This window comes from Citrobacter sp. wls619 (genome assembly GCF_005281345.1).
Taxonomy (GTDB): Bacteria; Pseudomonadota; Gammaproteobacteria; order Enterobacterales; family Enterobacteriaceae; genus Citrobacter.
The window spans coordinates 59,492-78,681 of record NZ_SZXJ01000083.1; the positions used below are offsets into that span (position 1 = coordinate 59,492).

Sequence of the window (19,190 nt, forward strand, 5' to 3'; positions counted from 1 at the left end):
GTCACTCTTTACCACCAATCAGGTAGGTCATACGCACATTTCGCGGAGTATTAATCTCTTGGCTTGAGAGTACAGCCAACTGCGGGTAAACGCGCCTTAAGTAGCGTGAGAGCATGAGTCTTAATGCTGGATTTACGAGTAAAACCAGTGGGGCACCCAATGCTTCCTGATGCCGTAGCGCTTTTTCGGTTTGCTTCATCAGATTTTCAGCAATACCAGGCTCAATGGCGCTGCCGCTCTGTGTTGCCTGAATAAGTAGTTGCTCTAAAGACATGTCCAATCCAATGATCTGAATCTCTTCACCACTTGGGAACCATTGCTGAGTTATTGCGCGAGAAAGGCGTGCGCGTACGCGTGTAGTCATCTCATCAGCATCGCTTTGTGTCGTTGCGAATTCAGCCAGGGTATCAATAATGGTACGCGTATCCCGAATTGAAACCCGTTCAGAAAGCAGGTTTTGCAGTACTTTATGCAGCGTTGTTAGGCTAATTACAGATGGAATTAAATCCTCGACTAGCTTTGGTGATTGTTTAGTAAGCTGGTCCAGAAGCAACTGGGCTTCCTGTCGTCCAAACAGTTCGTCGGTATGTGTGCTGATTAAGTGACTTAGGTGTGTAGCGACAACGGAACTAGGATCCACAACGGTATAACCTAAGGTCTGCGCAAGTTCACGATGAACTTCATCTATCCATAAGGCAGGAAGGCCGAAAGTCGGTTCTGTACACGGCGTGCCAGGTACTTCTCCTTCAGCACAGCCAGGGTTTATCGCCATTAAGCGATCAGGGTGAACCTCCCCCTGTCCGATATCCACTCCTTTAAGAAGGATACGATAGTGGGTTGGTTGCAAATCGTGGTTATCGCGAATATGCACTGGTGGGGGGAGAAAACCCATCCGTTGAGCAAATTTCTTGCGAATGCCTCTGACACGGGTAAGAAGCTGACCATTTTGCTCATGGTCAACCATGGGTATGAGCCGATACCCCACTTCAAGTCCCAGTACATCTTCCATCTGGACGTCGGACCAGGTGGCTTCGTTAACAGCAGATAAATGAGTTTCATCCCGTTCTGGGGGCAGTTGCGAACGACTCTTTTTACTTCGATCCTCCTCACGACCGCGCAGATACCAGGCTAATCCTAAAAGCACGGAAGTGAACAGGAGAAAGACGATATTTGGCATACCAGGGATTAGCCCTAAGAGGCCGATCACGGCAGCTGAAAGGGCGACCACACGCGGAGAGGTAAAGAGCTGACCAACCATCTGCTCCCCAACATCTTGTTCATTTACTACACGTGTTACAACTACACCGGCGGCAGTTGATATTACCAGGGCTGGAATTTGGGCTACTAGCCCATCGCCTATCGTCAACAGCGTGTAGGTTTCTCCCGCAGTACCGATGGTCAGATCATGCTGCATAACACCAATAACCAAACCGCCGATAATATTGATTGCCATAATCATTAACCCTGCGATGGCATCACCACGCACGAATTTACTGGCTCCGTCCATCGAGCCATAAAAATCAGCTTCCTGTGTTACTTCTTTACGACGGCGTTTGGCTTCTTCCTCACCAATAAGGCCTGCGTTGAGATCGGCATCTATTGCCATTTGTTTTCCTGGCATCCCATCAAGGGTAAAGCGCGCACCAACCTCCGCAATGCGTCCAGCCCCTTTAGTGATAACCATGAAATTTATAATAACAAGTATAATGAAAACAATAATACCGATAGCAAAATTGCCACCTACCAAGAAATGTCCAAAGGCTTCAACTACTTGCCCAGCTGCTGCCGAACCGTTATGCCCGTACATTAATATTACGCGAGTTGATGCAACATTTAGTGCCAAACGTAGTAATGTCGAAAAAAGCAATACTGTTGGGAACGCAGAAAACTCAAGAGTATTTTGTGTAAACATCGCAACTAAAAGAATCATTATCGAAAGCACGATGTTAAAAGTGAATAGCAGATCAAGTATAAAAGTGGGCAGTGGCAGAATCATCATTGCCAGGATCGTAATGATCATTACCGGCCCTGCTAATACCTGCCATTGAGTTTCCTTCATATTGGGTAAACGTAATTTTGTGGCGATATTAACCATCATTTTTTAATCTCTTGTATAAAGTCCAGTTCTGAAGGCACGTGTAGATTTTTGGGTTCGGATGGACGTAACCCAAGGCCTTTGCTCCAATTACGCAGGCTATATACCCAGGCAAGTACTTCGGCTACTGCGCTATATAGCTCAGTAGGTACTGGTTGACCCGGTTCACAGTGGCGATACAGTGCTCTCGCAAGTGGCGGAGCCTCTAGCATTGGGACGCGATTTTCTTTAGCTAATTCTCGAATTCTTAAGGCGACAAGGCCGCAGCCAGAGGCAACAACGATCGGTGCACCCATGCTATTTTCTTGATATTTTAATGCGACTGAATAATGTGTGGGGTTATTCACCACTACATCAGCAGTAGGGACATCAGACATCATTCGTTGCTGTGCAACCTGCCGTTGTAGCTGGCGGATACGCCCTTTGATGTGCGGGTCACCCTCTTGATTTTTAAATTCATCCTTCACCTCCTGGCGACTCATTCTTAGTTTTTTATAGTTGCTCCAAAGTTGATTAATCACATCGAATAGCACCATTGGGATTAAAGATAAGATGACCAGCAGCATACAACTTGTAATTAGATTGCTGAAATCACGTATTGCCATATGAACAGATTCTTGCATTAAATGAGCGAACCTGGACCTATTAAGATATAAAAAAATACCGCCACTAATAGCGGCCAACATCACTTTCAGAATGCTTTTTATCATTTCCGATAACATTTGGCCGGAAAGCAATCGCTTGACACCTGTTAATGGATTAAGCTTCTTCAAGTTAAATTTTATGGCCTTCCCGCTGATGTTAAGTCCACCGATTATCGATGGAGCAATTACGGCAGTAATAAATAGTCCGCCAACAAACGGTAAAATCGCCATAAAAGCCATGCTGAAAAGTGATTTCGCATGACTTAGCATATGTTCGGGATCGCGGATTAACAAAGGATCAAAATTTAATCCTTTGTTAATAATCAATTCCAATTTTTCAACCAAATCGCTTCCACCGGTTAAGATAAGCCCCAAGCCTGCAAGCAACATAATTAATGTTGTTAATTCGCGAGAACGCGGGATTTGTCCTTCTTCCCTGGCTTTTTGTTTTCGGTGAGGTGTTGGATCTTCTGTTTTATCGTTTTCACTTTCTTCAGACATTACGTCATCCAGACATTATTAGAACCCCAAGGAATCTAATAAGTCATCAACTTGTTCCTGAGAGGCAACAATACCCGCCACATTAGTGTTTATTTGTGGCCCGTTCTTGAGGTTCATATCAGTATTTTCAATACCAATATCACGGTCATACATATTTTCAACCAATACACTAATAAGCTCTGTCTCAACCGTCTGTATAACCTTCATTAAGCTTTGCAGTACCTGGCCAGTCAGATCCTGGAAGTCTTGCGCCATCATAATTTCAGTAAGTTGGCGGTTTGTTTGCTGTGTAAGATCAGGGACTTGTAGTAAGAATGCTCGAGTATCTTTCACAAGCACACGTGCGTCGTCAAGCGGCTGTGGTTTTTCAAACCAGGCATCCCACTGTTTTGTCAGTTTTACCGCATTTTCGCCTAATTCTTCCTGAAGCGGACGGGCAACCTCGACAGCCGTGAGTGCGCGATCCGCTGCTTGAGAGGTCTTACTTACTACGTAATTTAGCCGATCACGAGTGTTTGGAAAGGCATCGGCCATTTCCTTGATCGTTTGTTCTAGCCCAAGATTTGCCATGCTATCGCGTAACAGTCGTGTTAATTGGCCAATACGCAGAAAAAGATCTTTCGGGTGTTCGGTTGATTGGTCTGAGAGGGAAGTCATCATTATCCCCCAAGTTTTTCAAAAATCTTGCCAAGCTTTTCTTCAAGCGTAGCGGCAGTGAAAGGCTTAACGATATAACCATTGGCCCCAGCTTGCGCTGCTGCGATAATATTTTCTCTTTTTGCTTCAGCTGTCACCATTAGTACTGGTAATTTTGCCATCGCGGGGTCCATTCGAATTGTTTTTAACAACTCAAGGCCATCAATATTCGGCATGTTCCAATCACTCACAACGAAGTCAAACTCGCCGGAGCTAAGTTTATTTAAAGCATCTTGTCCATCTTCTGCTTCTTCAATATTTGAATATCCAAGATCTTGAAGTAAATTACGTACAATACGTCTCATGGTTGCGAAATCATCGACCACTAAAAAATTCAAATTTTTATCTGACATTGGTATTCTCTCCTGAATATCGTGTTTTGTTATGGGTGAAACTTTCCAACAGGCGCAGGCTTATATTATCGAGGTCGACTATATCCTGGGCGGCTTCAAGGGCGATGGCTTCGCGCGGCATGCCAAATACCACGCATGTAGCTTCACTCTGTGCCAAAGTAAATGCCCCCGCTTTACGAAGGGCGAGTAATCCGTGAGCGCCATCATTCCCCATTCCGGTGAGGATTGCTGCGCTGGCGAGCTTACCGGCTTGCTTAGCGACGGAATTGAATAAGACGTCAACCGATGGACGATGACGGTTTACTGGGGCGGTGTCGTTCAAACTGACAACGTAACCTTTGCCCTGACGAACAATTTCCATGTGCTTATCACCAGGTGCTATTAGAGCGACCCCTGAATGTACTGGCTCCCCATCCTGCGCCTCATGCACGGAAATCTGGCACAGCGAATCAAGCCGTTGTGCGAAAGAGCGTGTAAATCCTGCTGGCATATGCTGTGCAATTACAATTCCTGGAACATTGGGGGGTAATGGCATAAGAACTCTTCGTAGCGCTTCCGTACCACCGGTAGATGAGCCAATTGCCATGATGTTCTGCGGATTAACAGGAACAAAGCCCCGCAGCATCGGTTGTTGGTTTTCACCTAATCGACCAATTTTTGCTCTGGCCGCAATACGAAGTTTGTCGACAACCATTGCTCCCCAATGCTCCAAATCGCCACCTGCTCGCTGGTCTGGTTTAGGAAGAAAATCGACTGCTCCGTGCTCTAGCGCAGCGAGTGTTGCTTTTGAGCCACGCGTTGTCATGGAAGAAATCATTACGACAGGCATTGGGCGCAAACGCATCAAGCGGGACAGGAACTCCAGACCGTTCATTTTGGGCATGTCGATATCCAGAGTTAATACATCTGGATTTAGCTGTTTTATCATTTCACGTGCGATAAGCGGATCTGGCGCTGTTCCAACCACCTCCATATCCGGCTGTTGATTAATCACTGCGCTAAGGATATTACGCATAAGAGCAGAGTCATCTACTGTCAAAACACGTATACGGTTCACAGCGTGCTCTCCTTTAATTCGTATATTGATTGTCCGCGTAGTCGCAGTGGAATATGCGTGTGATTAAAATGCTCTGAATGACCGACAAACAGCAAACCACCCGGTTTTAGCGTACGGGCGAAGCGCTCGAGTAAACGGGTCTGCGTTGCAGTATCGAAATAAATCATTACATTACGGCAAAATATAGCGTCAAAGGGTCCCGGGAGCGGCCAGCCTGGCTCCAGTAGGTTTAAGTGTTGATAGTTAATTGCAGCCATCAGTTCTGGCTTTACCTTGACCAGAGTTTCGTTTTCTCCGGCTCCACGTAAAAAGTACTGGCGCTTCTGAACCGGTGTGAGCGAATGTAAATCGCTAATTCGATAGACCCCTGACTCCGCTTTTGCCAGTACTTTAGTATCGATATCTGATGCCCACACTCGCGCTCCTACATTGGACGGCCCAATAGCTTCATCTAATGTCATAGCAATAGAACATGGCTCTTCGCCGGTAGACGCTGCAGTACACCACACTCGATAGCTGCCACCTCGCGCATTTGCATGCTCTGCCAGGACTGGAAAATGATATGCCTCCCGAAAAAAAGAGGTTAAATTCGTGGTTAGTGAATTTATAAAATTCTGCCATTCAGGGTGCTCGGAATGGGACTCGAGAATGTTGATATATTGACTGAAAGTATTCAGTGAAAGTACTCGCAGACGTTGTGATAAGCGATTCAGAACCATTTCTCGCTTTTGTGAGTTGATTACAATTCCCGCGCGCTGGTAAATTAGTTGACCGATTTTCTGTAACTCATGTTCTGTTAAATGCAATTGATTACGCAATAAGTGCGCAGGAATGTAATTAATTTCACTCATAGGTTTCCACTGCACCTTAAACTGGGGTATTCATTACTTCCTGATAGGTACTAAGCAGTTTATTACGTGCCTGCACACCGAAACTGAACGAAATAGATGACTTTTGCATAGCAAGCATCACATCATTTAAGCCGATATCATTGTTGCCATACATCCACTGTTGAGTCATCTCTTTTGCATTTATCTGAGTTTTGTTTATTTCATTGATACTATTGAATAAAACGTCAGAAAAAGATGGTGCGTTCTGCGGCTCTACTGATTTTTTCCATGGTTGTTCAGATACTTGTTGAATTTGATTATGGATTTGATCAAGCACGCCACGCATTAATGATACAGACATTATTTATTTCCTTAGCAAATGGGGTGGACAATTTGCATTGCACTCCTTCTAAAACACAGCCAGTCTAACATGAGGAGCAAATCGTCGGAAAATCCAAAAAGCTAACAGAACTTTAAGCTTATTTTCCATTAAAAAAAATACAGTTCAGACGATAATGGCTTTCCAATTTTTTACTCAAGATAAAATGATTGTCATCAGCCTGGTAATATTACAGGCGCTGACACACGCTGTTGTGTATGCTATTTCTTACAGGATTACGGCATGAGTGCCACATTAAATGATATAACGAACCATCCGGCAGACCGATTAAAATCGGCTTTGACATGGCTTCGCGCCAGCTCAAAGCTATCGTTAGTTATTTGTTCCGCTGCCGCCGTGTCGGTACTTATTGCATTGATGTTTTGGGCAAAAGAACCCGATTATCGATTGCTGTTCAGTAACATCAGTGATGAAGATGGTGGGGCAATTGTCACCCAACTTACACAGATGAATATCCCCTATCGAATCGATAACACGGGCGGTACGATCATGATACCTGAAGCTCAGGTTCATGAAGTGCGTATGAAGCTGGCGCAACAAGGACTGCCAAAAGGGGGGGCAGTGGGCTTTGAGTTACTCGATCAGGAAAAGTTTGGTATTAGTCAATTCAGTGAGCAGGTTAATTATAACCGTGCTCTGGAAGGTGAGTTAGCGCGTACTATCGAAAATCTGGGGTCGATTCGCAGTGCTCGCGTCCATCTTGCTATACCAAAACAGTCAATGTTTGTCCGAGAAAAAAAGCAGCCCACGGCCTCAGTAACGGTTAATTTGATCCAGGGGCGAACAATTGATGAAGGGCAAGTTATTGCCATTACCCATTTGGTGTCAAGTGCAGTAACTGGGCTTACTGCTGAGAATGTTACAATCGTTGATCAGCGTGGCGCATTATTGACTCAAAATGGGGTTGGGGCGGGACAAACTTCATATTTGAAATATACGAGTGAGATTGAAAGTGATTATCAGCAGCGCATTCAAAATATTCTTTCTCCTCTTGTAGGAGCAAGCAATGTACGAGCGCAAGTTACGGCACAGATCGATTTTACAACCGCAGAGCAGACTCAGGAGCAGTACCGACCAAATGCAGATACGCAGCAAATGGCTATCCGCAGTCGTCAGTCTAGTCGTTCAACTCAAGGCAATAGCCAGGGAAGCACTGGTGTTCCAGGCGCATTGAGTAATCTACCTCCGACACCGGCGACTGCTCCGGTTACACAACAACTTAACGCTGCAGGTAAACAGAAGAATTCTTCAGGAAAACAGGAAATAGATGCAGCCAATACTTCTGATCCTGCTCTTTCTTCGACCTATAACGGGCGTAATGATGAGACCACTAATTTTGAAGTGGATCGCACGCTGACCCATACCAAATCATCGATTGGTCGTATTGAACGGCTCTCTGTCGCAGTGGTGATTAATCATCTGTCACAGGGGAAAGAGGGAAAGGTTGGTCCGCTCAATGAAAATGAACTAACACGTATAAATGACTTGGTAAAAGAAGCTATTGGTTATAAAGCAGACCGTGGCGATAGCATCAAAATTTTAAATTCACCCTTTAATGGCATGGCGGAAGATATTATTCCACCACTCTGGAAGCAGGAGCGCTTTTACGCACTGTTGATAGTCATTGCACGTTATCTGGCTATTGCAATTATTGCTTGGGTGCTGTGGCGGAAACTTGTGTTGCCTGCGTGGTCACGCCACCAGGAAGTGAGTATACGTCGTCTTGAAATGGAGAAAGAAACACTCCATGAACAGCAAGCAGCGAAGAAATATGCAAGCGAAAAGGATGCTCGCGATCGAGCACAGCAACGAGTGGATACTGAGCTGAATACTCAACAGTTGCGGGACCTTGCAGATCAGGACCCCCGTATTATTGCACTGGTTGTTCGTCAATGGATGGATAAGGAATACAAGTAATGAATGCCTCAGAAAAAAGTGCCATCGTCATGTTAACGCTCGGAGATGTTCGTGCGGCTGAGGTGTTTAAACATCTAAATGCTCATGAAGTAAAGCAAATTAGTAGTTCAATGGTAAATATAGCCGGATTCACTCACGATCAGATGTCGGCGGTACTCCAGGAGTTTAAACATGACTCTACTGAATTTGCGGCTTTGAGTCTAAACACTAATGAATATTTGAGAAGTGTGTTGGTTAAAGCATTGGGGGAAGAGCGGGCTTCGACATTGCTTGAAGACCTGCTGGAAACACATCAGGGAAGTAATGGTATTGAGACCCTAAATTTTATGGATCCAGTATCTGTTTTTGATTTGATTAGAGAAGAACACCCACAAATTATTGCCACAATTTTGGTTCACCTGAAGCGAAATCAAGCCGCTGATGTCCTGGGTAAATTTGATGAGCGTGAGCGTAACGACATTATGGTACGTATCGCAACTTTTGGTGGCGTGCAACCAGCTGCCTTGCAGGAGCTAACAGAAGTTCTGAATAATTTACTTCATGGTCAGAACCTTAAACGTAGCAAAATGGGCGGTGTACGGCCGGCTGCAGAAATTCTTAATCTGATGAAATCGCAGCAAGAGGTCACCGCAATTGAAGCTGTGCGTGATTTTGACAGCGAGTTGGCTCAGAAAATTATTGAAGAGATGTTCTTGTTTGAAAAGCTTGTTGACGTGGAGGATCGCAGTATTCAGCGTCTGCTTCAGGAAGTTGAAAGTGAATGCCTGGTTGTCGCCCTGAAAGGTGCAGATGAAATGCTACGAGATAAATTCTTCCGCAATATGTCTCGTCGTCAAGCTGATTTGCTCACTGAAGACCTGGCTTCTCGGGGACCTGTGCGTCTATCACAAGTAGAAGCTGAACAGAAAACGATTCTAAACATCGTTCGTCGACTTGCTGATTCAGGGGAGATAATTATTGGGGGCAGCGACGATGCATACGTTTGATGAACAAAATGTTCAGCAATGGCAGCGCTGGAAGCCTGAGAATCTTCTCAACGAAACGATTGATGATCCCATTCAAACGCTGGAAGCCGCTTTACCTGATGCACAAGCCCAGGCTGAAATCGCCCGTCTGCGTAAGCAAGCCGAACAACAGGGACTGGCTAAGGGCATGGAACAAGGGCGAGAAGAAGGGCAGCGGAAAGGCTATGAGGTGGGATTGCGAGAAGGTCATGAGGCCGGCATGGTTAAGGGCCTGGAGCAGGCCAAAACTGAACAATTAGCGCTACTGCGTCAGGCTGAGACGTGGGCGAGTCAGTTTAAATTAGCGCTTGAGAATCTTGATAGCCTGATTCCCGCTCGTTTGGTTCAACTGGCATTAACGGCGGTACAGCAACTTCATCGCACGAATACTGTTGCTGATAATAACCAATTATTGTCTCAAATCCGCATCCTGATGAAACAGGAAGCGCTTCTGAATGGTCCTATTGAGGTACATGTTAGTCCTCTGGATCTTGCGGCTATTTCTGAGGCTATCGGCGAGAAACTCGACTCTATGGGATGGTCGCTACAGCCCGATCCCGAGCTGATGTCTGGTGGTTGTTGCATTGTTACGCCCGATGTGGAGTTTGATGCGAGCACGGAGACGCGTTGGCAAGCTCTTTGCCAGCTTGTTCGAGAGGAGTTGTCACAATGAGCCAGCATTTAAAAAACTGGCTTGACATTATTGAACGCGTAGACGGAAGGTTGAGTGAAATACCGACTTTCCGACAATATGGCAAGCTAACTCGAGCAACCGGTTTGGTGATGGAAGCTATCGGTTTGAGGTTACCCATTGGCGCACTGTGTATTGTGGAACGTCGGACCAATGGAGCTGTTTTCCCAGTAGAGTGTGAAGTCGTTGGTTTCAAAGGGCCCGTTATTTATTTGATGCCTCTTGAGCATGTTGATGGTGTGCTGCCCGGAGCAAGGGTGTATTCCTGTGATGTAAATGGTTCTTCTGGTAAACAGTTGCCTGTCGGTCCCCATCTGTTGGGACGCGTTCTGGATGCACAAGGGCGCCCGCTTGACGGTCGCCCCCCCGTGGGAAAACCTGCCTGCGGGCTCTTTACGCCATCCTTTAACCCGCTACATCGTGATCCCATTAAATCGGTACTCGATGTAGGTGTTAGGGCAATTAACGGGCTGCTAACGGTAGGCCGCGGTCAGCGTATGGGGCTTTTTGCTGGCTCTGGCGTTGGGAAAAGTGTGTTACTTGGAATGATGGCGCGATACACCACAGCTGACGTGATTGTCGTCGGATTAATTGGAGAACGTGGTCGGGAAGTAAAAGATTTTATTGAGAATATCCTGGGTGAAGATGGGTTATCGCGAGCAGTGGTAATCGCTGCACCTGCCGATGTTTCACCGATTTTGCGTATGCAAGGGGCTGTGTACGCTACGCGTATTGCCGAAGATTACCGTGATCGAGGTATGAACGTTTTATTGATTATGGATTCTCTGACCCGCTATGCAATGGCGCAGCGTGAGGTTGCTTTAGCCATTGGTGAGCCGCCTGCAACAAAAGGTTATCCCCCTTCCGTGTTCGCTCGTCTTCCTGCATTAGTGGAACGTGCGGGCAACGGCGTACGAGGTGGAGGATCAATTACTGCATTTTATACCGTATTGACCGAGGGCGATGATCAGCAAGATCCCATCGCAGATTCCGCCCGCGCAATCCTTGATGGTCATATCGTCCTTTCTCGACGGTTGGCAGAGGCTGGCCATTACCCAGCCATTGATATTGAAGCTTCAATTAGCCGTGCCATGACGGAATTGATTCCGCATTCTCAATACAAAAAGGTGCAGCGTTTCAAACAGATGCTCTCAGCGTATCAACGAAACCGCGATTTGGTTAGCGTTGGTGCTTACGTTAAGGGAAGCGATCCGCTTTTAGATAAAGCGATTGAAAAATATCCGATGTTGGAGACATTCCTGCACCAGGCAATTCATGAGTGCTGTCGCTACGACTTGGCGATTTCCGATCTGACGTCACTTTTCCCTGAAATGGCGGAATAATTATGGTGCGACAATGAATGTTAATAATCCGATGGCGGTGTTACGGGATATGGCAGAGGAGAAACTCACTGAGACAACGTGTGCACTTGGGGCTGTGCAACAAAAGCTTCAAGAGGCTGTTGACCAACGTGAGCAACTCTATCTTTATGAACAGGAGTATCACAGTAGTCTCCGCCAGGGGATGGCTGGTGGTATGTCAGTAGCAGATCTTGTCAATCACCAGATGTTTATTTTGTCACTTAATCAAGTCGTAAAGCAGCACGAGTCACACGTTAGCTCTTGTGAGAAGGTCGTCGATAAGACAAAGGACAAATGGATACAGAAAAAGCAACGCCTAAATGCTTTTGAGACGTTGATTAACCGTCGTGAAATGGCTCAAGCCCTGGTTGAGAGCCGCCAGGAACAAAAACTGATGGATGAGTTCGCCCAACGTGCCGGGCAACAGAGAGAAATGCTGTGAATATTGATATTACGACTATTCTGCCCGGAGGGTCGGGAGGGAAGCCACTGCGAGGAAAACTCACAACAGAAGACTTCTCGATGACATTGGATGAACAACTCGCGCAACTCATGCTGTTAGTACCAGGAGATGAACCCCACGTACAAAAGACGATCATTGAGTTTGAGAATAATGATGGGGTTGGGCCATCAGTGTCGCAACACAATATGGCATTTGGCGATCTTTCTATTTGCAGCGAAGAGGAAAGTCCCAGATGGTACCTTCAGCAGCTGGTGGTCAATAATTCCAGAACTGTGGGCGACGTCAAAACCAACCCAATGTCAGAACGTGTCGTCGCCAGCGTACCTGTTTCACTGGAAAATGATGAGCTGGAGCCGGCCATTACAGTGGGTAAAAAATCCCCACAGCTTGGTGAGCTATTTCCACCGAAAGAAGTGGTTGATCGAGTAACCGGGCCAAACACAACCTCAGCTTATATTCAATCTGAGACTCGCTCTGACAAAGCCGTTGATATGACAGTCACCGAAACGATGGATTCAATAACCACTCATACCGCTACATTTCAGCCGACGAGTCGCACGGGATTTAATATTCCGCAGCAAGTGGAGAGAGTACATTATCCGGTGGATACTCAAGAGTGGAAGTCTACGGTGAGTCAACATATAGCAATGTTCAGCCGTGCAAATATGCACAGTGCTGAAATTAGGCTGCATCCGGAGGAGCTTGGTTCACTGCATATTACCTTACGTGTCCAACAGGATCAGGCGCAAATCCATATTATCAGTGAGCATCCTCATGTCCGTAATGCAATGGAACAAGCGATTCCATTTTTACGTACAGCAATGGCTGAGTCAGGGGTTCAGCTTGAACAGGCCAGTGTGAGCGCAGATCACCCGCATGCAGGAGGTGGAGAGCAGCGGGATAGTACGGAAAATAAGCAGAATGAAAACCAGGGCAGAGGAGATGTTATAATGGAAGAAGAAATTACCCCCATTCCGTTAACATCGTATGTGAATAATAATTATGAAATTAACACATTTGTCTGATGTGTCGAATAGGCAACAGGAATGAAATTTTATCTCATGATTATTATACTAAATACATAGATTACAATATGCAGCATATTTTTGAGTAAGAAGACGTCTTACTAATTATTTTACTGGATCTATACCATGAGTGATAAAAATTCTGCGACCCGCAGAGGGAGCCGTTCACCTCTGCTAATGCTTATGTTCCTAATTGCTCTGGCAGGTTGCGCTTGTTCTGGGTACTTATTTTGGACCATTAATTCAACTCCTAACAAGGATGATATCGAGAGCAATATTGCACAGAGCGCACCTGTTCTGAATGTGGATCCCCTTTATGTATCAATGGATACTTTCACGGTTAGTCTGAAACCGACTGAAAATGAATCAGACCGTGTGTTGTATATAGGTCTTGCTGTGCGTTTAGCTGATAGTCAGTCATCTATTACGCTGGATAAATATTTACCAGAGTATCGCAGTCGTCTGTTTATGCTTTTGACTCAACAAACTTATGAGACATTATCTACAGATGAAGGTAAAAATAACTTAATTAATAATATCCAGAATGAATTGAAAAAACCGCTGGCATTTAAACAGTCCATTAATGCTACCGATATCTTAATTAATGAATTTATACTTCGGTAATAATTATGACTGATAGTTTTTTATCACAGGATGAGATCGATCGACTGCTGAATGCCGACTCGGAGAGCCATGATGATCTTTTTGATAGCATGAGCGATGGTGTTATTAAACCCTATGATCCGCATACGCAACGCCGTGTTATTCGACAGCGATTACATTCGTTAGAGATTATTAATGAGCGGTTTGCGCGTCAATTCCGTATGGGACTATTTAACTTGCTTCGTCGCAGTTCAGATATCACAGCGGGTAATATAAAAATTCAGCCATATCATGAGTTTGCACGCAATTTACCAGTGCCAACCAATTTGAATCTTTTGCACTTAAACCCCTTACGAGGTACATCCCTGATGACTTTTTCATCAGGGCTCGTTTTTATGGCTGTTGATAACCTCTTTGGTGGTGATGGTCGTTTCCCAACCAAAGCTGATGGGCGTGAATTTACACCCACTGAACAACGAGTTATACATCGCATATTATCTATGGCGTGTGAGGCCTATGAATTTGCATGGAATTCGATCTATAAAATTAAAACGGAATATATTCGCTCCGAAATACAGGTAAAGTTTACGAATATTACTTCATCTCCTAATGATGTTGTCGTAACAACTCCATTTTCAGTTGAAATAGGTTCGCATAGAGGCGAGTTCAATATATGTATTCCATTTAGCACTATCGAACCATTACAAGAGTTGTTGAGTAATCCCCCAATGGATAACTCACGTCAGGAGGATTCCCAATGGCGTAGCATGCTTGCAAGTCAAATGCGGGAAACAGAACTCGAATTAGCGGCAAGATTTGCTGATGTTAATTCTCGGTTATCAAGTGTGATGAGAATGAAAAAAGGCGACATTATTCCACTGGATAAACAAGAGGTTATAGAAGCGTGTATTGGTGGGGTGCCCGTGTTTACGGCTAAATATGGCGAAGTCAATAATCAATATGCTCTGAAAATAGAACGATTGCATCAGTCAGCATTAACATCTTTAAATAAGGAGTGATTTTTACGTGAATGATATAAATACGTCATCAGGTGCTGATGAACAATCTATGGACAATATTTGGGGTGATGCTTTAAATGAGCAAAACTCTGTGGGTAACCAAAATCAGATAAATTCCCCGCAGCTTTCTGAGGAAATGGATCTGATTCTTGATATTCCGGTAAAAATGACCGTGGAGTTAGGCCGAACAAAAATGACGATTAAGGATCTTCTGCGTTTAAGCCAGGGGGCTGTTGTTTCTCTAGATGGTTTGGCAGGGGAGCCTTTAGATATTCTTATTAACGGTTATTTAATTGCCCAAGGTGAGGTTGTAGTGGTTTCTGATAAATTTGGAATTCGTATTACCGACATTATTACTCCATCTGAGCGTATGAGTCGCTTGAACCGCTAATGAACTCTTTACAACATAATCTGGCGACGGATAGTTTCACGGCTCTCTCTACTGGAACGATAATATTATCTGTAATCGGCACACTAGGATTGGTTATTCTGCTAATTGTTGTGTTGGGGTGGAGCGTTCGTCGTGGCGGTTTGCTGCGAGGTATCACTGATGGTACTGGAACGATATCATTGGTTGCCAGTAAATCGTTAGGTGCCCGCGAGCGAGTGGTTGTAGTAGATATAGGAACTGAACGCCTTGTTCTTGGTGTTACCGCTACAAATATATCATGCCTGACAACGCAGTTACGACAAGAAACAATTAATGAAACGCCATCGACAACATTCCCGGAAATTTTAGAAAAGTTGCACCAGAAATATCGTTCAGGTGGTAGAAAAAAATGAGCAGCCGATATTATTACAAAATTCTGATAGGTATTGGATTGATGCTGCCTGCAACTTCTGGGATGGCGAATAACAGCGATATTATGCTTGCTAGTCCTTTGACTGGTGGAGAGTGGACGCTCCCTGTTCAAACATTATTGCTGTTGAGTGGTTTTACTTTTATTCCAGCAGTATTACTGATGATGACAGGCTTTACACGTATTGTAATCGTATTAGGTTTGATGCGTAATGCTTTAGGTACGCCTACAGCACCACCTAATCAAGTTTTGGTTGGCTTAGCACTATTTCTTACATTTTTTGTGATGTCACCTGTATTCAGTCAGATCTATGAAAAGGCTTGGCTTCCTCTTCAGGAGAATAAAATTACTATGGAAATGGCGCTTGCTGAAGGGGTTAAACCGCTACGTGTTTTTATGCTCGATCAGACACGAGAAAGTGATTTAGCTATGTTTGCAAGTATAGCGAAAATTCCCGATGTTGATGGACTTGAGGAGATACCACTAAATATTCTTGTTCCAGCATTTGTAACCAGTGAGCTAAAAACAGCATTTCAAATTGGTTTTACCATATTTATTCCTTTTTTAATTATTGATTTGGTGGTCGCTAGCATTCTGATGGCTCTGGGGATGATGATGGTCCCACCAACAACGATCGCATTACCATTTAAATTAATGCTTTTTGTATTGGTTGATGGTTGGCAATTACTTATAGGTTCACTTGCGCAAAGCTTTTATTCATAGGAGAACAGTATGACCCCTGAAAGCGTTATGGTGCTTGGCACCGGTGCAATTAAAATTGGCCTGATGATTTCTGGACCATTGTTGCTGGTTGCACTGGCTACAGGGTTGATTATAAGTATCCTTCAGGCTGCAACTCAAATCAATGAAATGACAATGACTTTTATTCCGAAAATCTTAATGATCGTTGGCGTGGCAGTTATGCTTGGCCCGTGGATGATGAAGCTATTCATTGAATATACCCGCATGTTATTTGCTGGTATTCCTTACGCGATTGGATGATGTTATACGACCTGTCTCTTGATCAAATCTATGCACAGATGAGCCACTATTTATTAGTGATGGCTCGGGTTGCTGCGTTGCTGCATACCTCGCCAATATTTAGTGAAAAAAGTGTTAGTGCCCGCTTACGTGCAGGGCTAACATTATTGATCACGTTACTACTTGGAAGTCTGCTGCCGAATACTGGAATAGAGCTTTTTGCCTGGGAAGGCATCTGGACTTTTTTGAAGCAGTTAGTTATTGGTTTTGCGATGGGATTGACCACCCAATTTCTTTTTTCTGCTGTTCGCTTGTCGGGTGAAATCATCGGCATGCAGATGGGATTATCATTCGCTACTTTCTTCGAACCGGGAAGTGGTAGTAGCCCTGTTATTTCTCGTATTCTCAATGTGCTTGCAACATTATTATTTCTGGCTTTTGATGGGCACTTGTGGATGATCTCTATGCTAGCGAAGACATTCTATATTTTGCCTGTCACTGCTGATCCTATACATGCTGGAGGGATGCTTTTTCTGGTCAGTCATGCTGGACTTATTTTTAGTCAAGGTTTAATACTCGGTATGCCAATTATTGCGCTGCTGTTATGTGTTAACTTGATACTGGCGCTGCTGAACCGACTTACACCTCAGCTATCAATTTTTGTAATTGGTTTTCCGCTAACCCTAAGTTTCGGAATGGTTGCTCTTCTTTTGATGATACAAAATCTTTCGCCATTTATCGAGCACCTTATGGTCAGCGGGTTTGATAATTTGCAAGGCTTGCTAAACGCATTGGCATGGTACTAATTGGTACAGACTACACGAGCGATAATTTCTGTACCAGAAGCGAGTGCTCTATTTTCTAACAAATAAAGTGTAGTTGATGTGCTTTCGCCATAACTAAGTTGTGGGAAGACATAATCCATCACCTCCTGATCGCTGCTACTATCTCCCAGGCGGCGCGTATGATTCAGTACTGTCATGTTCAGCATACTGCCGGAAAACTCCATTTTATAATTTACACTACGATGGACGGGTGACGGCTTTCCTACAAGAACATCATTTTTAAATTCCCTGATATTACCGTTAAAGGTTGTGTGTCCAGTTGTGAGACTATCCCGGTAGGTCCGGTAGACTCCACGTGTTAACGTTATATCATTTTCAGCTTTTATTGCATAAAAAGACATTGGTACCACACATTTACTCTTAACTGGGGTCCGCGAAAGTGTGTATAACGCAACCAGGCCAAAGCCCACTACTATACCGCCGATTAGTAGAAAAGCAGATTTAGATTTAGTGGAAGTAAAAATAGAACGATTCACAGTCATTTTTTGAATCCTGGAGTGGTTTTTGACAGGCAATTAACCCCTGATATTTGTCCATTCTTGATGGACCCGTTGTTATATACAGCACTTTGGCCGGTTTTTCGTTGGGGCGCTTATCAAGTACATATTTTTTGAAGTTATTCAGGGTAGCCTGGATGATCTCGTCTCTTTGCCGTTTTTCCTTCTGCACCATTACGATGGTATCTGCGGGTACTCCAGGTTTGTTCCATTGTTCAAAACTAACCTGCAGTGGCGTAGGGTAATAAAAACTACGCATGTATAAACCGATGACGACACCAAGCAACACCCCACATAATAGAATTGCACAAAATTTCCACCATCTGCCAGTAAAACGTAAAGGCTTTGGCGTCAGTGCTGCGGGGGGAGATATCTCCGGGATTAAAGAATCCAGTTGCTGTGAAGACTGCGTGACAGCCGGTATTGAGCGTTCTTCGCGAAGAACAAGGCGGTAACCGCTACGGGTGACTGCTACTAGTGCTATTTGGTCCTGAACTTCAAGCGTGATAAATGCGCGGCGGATTTTGTTAACCATAACACGCACGCTGTTTTCAGTGACCTCGATGCCTGAGCTACGCCAGCCTATATCCATTAATTGTTCTTGGGAGAGTATCTCTCCCTGGGCTTCAACGAGGGCGCTAAGACATACACAGGCACTGGCGGGAAGAGTCACACTCTCTCCATCACATGTGCGGGTGAGTAACCTTGTCTGCAAATCTAGCGCTACTATTGATCCAATCGTAATGTAGTCGGTCATATTTCCTTGATTCATCGCTTTAAGAATAAGTAAATGCGAGTGATTGATTTTATTAATTAGTGTTCCTGATTCTCATTAACAATTACCATCAACCTTGTTCTTCATAAGGTTCTTTCGTCACATCGGGTCCATCTCTAAAGGGGGAGGATGGCTGGTTAATCTTATTAATAATCATAAAGGGTTAAGAAAGACCTAAGAAAACGCCATTGTTAAAATGATTAAAATGCAGATTTCCAGCGTTCACAGTTAGGCATTATCATCTGTCCAGAGTAAAAATCACATGCGTATAATACTATAAATAGTATAGATGACTAGGGCTTAGCAAGTGAAAGATAATGTATGGCGGATGGTGTTGCTACCTTGGTCAGATGCTCATCTGGCGCTACGTATTTTCCAGTCAGTACCTTTAATTGAATGCTTTTATTATGTTTAAATTAATAAAATTTAACAAAAAATTGCTAATGATTTCATCAGGTTGGGTGGGGTTACTTAGGTAATTGATGTCCACATCTAGTATATCAACAATTGAATATCCTTAAGCAATTAACCTTTATATTAATAAGGTTAATTTGGCCATCTAACAATGACTCATATAGCTATTTGATTAGATACTCTTGAGCCTTATGTGCTATGTGCTATGTGCTATGTGCT

At 44.3% G+C, this 19,190-nt stretch carries 22 protein-coding genes; 13 read left to right on the top strand and 9 right to left on the bottom strand.

Annotation, left to right across the window (positions count from 1 at the left end; all coding sequences use genetic code 11):
* Position 1: 1 nt before the first annotated feature.
* The 7 genes from flhA to fliE are packed head-to-tail and all read right to left on the bottom strand — an operon-like array spanning position 2 to position 6,537.
* Positions 2–2,095, bottom strand: coding sequence for a flagellar biosynthesis protein FlhA (gene flhA, locus FDX19_RS16700; protein WP_137383625.1), 2,094 nt, complete (start codon positions 2,093–2,095; stop codon positions 2–4).
* On the bottom strand, positions 2,095–3,240 hold the full coding sequence (gene flhB / locus FDX19_RS16705) for a flagellar biosynthesis protein FlhB (protein ID WP_137383575.1): 1,146 nt from the start codon (positions 3,238–3,240) through the stop codon (positions 2,095–2,097). The genes flhA and flhB overlap by 1 nt, the downstream gene beginning before the upstream one ends.
* An 18-nt stretch (positions 3,241–3,258) precedes the next feature.
* On the bottom strand, positions 3,259–3,897 hold the full coding sequence (cheZ, locus tag FDX19_RS16710; RefSeq protein WP_137383626.1) for a protein phosphatase CheZ: 639 nt from the start codon (positions 3,895–3,897) through the stop codon (positions 3,259–3,261).
* A 2-nt stretch (positions 3,898–3,899) separates the two neighbouring features.
* Positions 3,900–4,289: a chemotaxis response regulator CheY gene (gene cheY / locus FDX19_RS16715; RefSeq protein ID WP_137383576.1), complete on the bottom strand. Its 390-nt coding sequence runs from the start codon at positions 4,287–4,289 to the stop codon at positions 3,900–3,902.
* Complete coding sequence (locus tag FDX19_RS16720; protein ID WP_137383577.1) at positions 4,279–5,346, bottom strand: chemotaxis response regulator protein-glutamate methylesterase; 1,068 nt, start codon at positions 5,344–5,346, stop codon at positions 4,279–4,281. The genes cheY and FDX19_RS16720 overlap by 11 nt, the downstream gene beginning before the upstream one ends.
* Positions 5,343–6,197 (bottom strand): CheR family methyltransferase, encoded by an 855-nt coding sequence (locus FDX19_RS16725; RefSeq protein ID WP_137383578.1) that lies wholly within the window; start codon positions 6,195–6,197, stop codon positions 5,343–5,345. Before FDX19_RS16725 ends, FDX19_RS16720 begins: the two co-directional genes overlap by 4 nt.
* Positions 6,198–6,213: 16 nt before the next feature.
* A complete protein-coding gene (gene fliE, locus FDX19_RS16730) occupies positions 6,214–6,537 on the bottom strand; it encodes a flagellar hook-basal body complex protein FliE (protein WP_137383579.1) in 324 nt (107 codons plus the stop codon).
* 261 nt (positions 6,538–6,798) lie between these two features.
* Between fliE and fliF the strand changes: the two genes are divergently transcribed.
* From fliF to fliR, 13 genes are all read left to right on the top strand, one after another.
* Positions 6,799–8,493 carry a flagellar basal-body MS-ring/collar protein FliF gene (gene fliF / locus FDX19_RS16735; protein ID WP_137383580.1) on the top strand — a complete coding sequence of 565 codons (1,695 nt, stop codon included), beginning with the start codon at positions 6,799–6,801 and terminating at the stop codon, positions 8,491–8,493.
* Entirely contained in the window at positions 8,493–9,479 is a 987-nt protein-coding gene (gene fliG, locus FDX19_RS16740) for a flagellar motor switch protein FliG (RefSeq protein ID WP_137383581.1), read from the top strand. Before fliF ends, fliG begins: the two co-directional genes overlap by 1 nt.
* Complete coding sequence (locus tag FDX19_RS16745) at positions 9,466–10,170, top strand: flagellar assembly protein FliH (protein ID WP_137383582.1); 705 nt, start codon at positions 9,466–9,468, stop codon at positions 10,168–10,170. Before fliG ends, FDX19_RS16745 begins: the two co-directional genes overlap by 14 nt.
* Positions 10,167–11,531 (top strand): flagellar protein export ATPase FliI, encoded by a 1,365-nt coding sequence (gene fliI / locus FDX19_RS16750; protein WP_137383583.1) that lies wholly within the window; start codon positions 10,167–10,169, stop codon positions 11,529–11,531. The genes FDX19_RS16745 and fliI overlap by 4 nt, the downstream gene beginning before the upstream one ends.
* Positions 11,532–11,544: 13 nt before the next feature.
* Positions 11,545–11,991: a flagellar export protein FliJ gene (fliJ, locus tag FDX19_RS16755; RefSeq protein ID WP_249357564.1), complete on the top strand. Its 447-nt coding sequence runs from the start codon at positions 11,545–11,547 to the stop codon at positions 11,989–11,991.
* An 80-nt stretch (positions 11,992–12,071) separates the two neighbouring features.
* The gene (locus tag FDX19_RS16760; protein WP_137383584.1) at positions 12,072–13,037 is read left to right on the top strand and encodes a flagellar hook-length control protein FliK; all 966 of its coding nucleotides are present in this window, start codon (positions 12,072–12,074) and stop codon (positions 13,035–13,037) included.
* A 126-nt stretch (positions 13,038–13,163) separates the two neighbouring features.
* Positions 13,164–13,661, top strand: coding sequence for a flagellar basal body-associated FliL family protein (locus FDX19_RS16765; RefSeq protein WP_170974393.1), 498 nt, complete (start codon positions 13,164–13,166; stop codon positions 13,659–13,661).
* Between the two features lie 5 nt (positions 13,662–13,666).
* Entirely contained in the window at positions 13,667–14,659 is a 993-nt protein-coding gene (gene fliM / locus FDX19_RS16770; RefSeq protein WP_137383585.1) for a flagellar motor switch protein FliM, read from the top strand.
* A gap of 49 nt (positions 14,660–14,708) precedes the next feature.
* Complete coding sequence (fliN, locus tag FDX19_RS16775) at positions 14,709–15,050, top strand: flagellar motor switch protein FliN (RefSeq protein ID WP_249357566.1); 342 nt, start codon at positions 14,709–14,711, stop codon at positions 15,048–15,050.
* Entirely contained in the window at positions 15,050–15,442 is a 393-nt protein-coding gene (gene fliO, locus FDX19_RS16780) for a flagellar biosynthetic protein FliO (RefSeq protein WP_137383587.1), read from the top strand. Before fliN ends, fliO begins: the two co-directional genes overlap by 1 nt.
* Entirely contained in the window at positions 15,439–16,182 is a 744-nt protein-coding gene (gene fliP / locus FDX19_RS16785; protein WP_137383588.1) for a flagellar type III secretion system pore protein FliP, read from the top strand. Before fliO ends, fliP begins: the two co-directional genes overlap by 4 nt.
* A 9-nt stretch (positions 16,183–16,191) precedes the next feature.
* Positions 16,192–16,461, top strand: coding sequence for a flagellar biosynthesis protein FliQ (gene fliQ, locus FDX19_RS16790; RefSeq protein WP_137383589.1), 270 nt, complete (start codon positions 16,192–16,194; stop codon positions 16,459–16,461).
* The gene (gene fliR / locus FDX19_RS16795) at positions 16,461–17,246 is read left to right on the top strand and encodes a flagellar biosynthetic protein FliR (protein ID WP_137383629.1); all 786 of its coding nucleotides are present in this window, start codon (positions 16,461–16,463) and stop codon (positions 17,244–17,246) included. Before fliQ ends, fliR begins: the two co-directional genes overlap by 1 nt.
* Here fliR and FDX19_RS16800 read toward each other — a convergent pair.
* Together FDX19_RS16800 and FDX19_RS16805 are read right to left on the bottom strand one after the other, a co-directional pair.
* A complete protein-coding gene (locus tag FDX19_RS16800) occupies positions 17,243–17,767 on the bottom strand; it encodes a hypothetical protein (RefSeq protein WP_137383590.1) in 525 nt (174 codons plus the stop codon). The two genes, fliR and FDX19_RS16800, sit on opposite strands and share 4 nt — an antisense overlap.
* Positions 17,733–18,539, bottom strand: coding sequence for a winged helix-turn-helix domain-containing protein (locus tag FDX19_RS16805; RefSeq protein ID WP_137383591.1), 807 nt, complete (start codon positions 18,537–18,539; stop codon positions 17,733–17,735). The genes FDX19_RS16800 and FDX19_RS16805 overlap by 35 nt, the downstream gene beginning before the upstream one ends.
* Between the last annotated feature and the right edge of the window lie 651 nt (positions 18,540–19,190).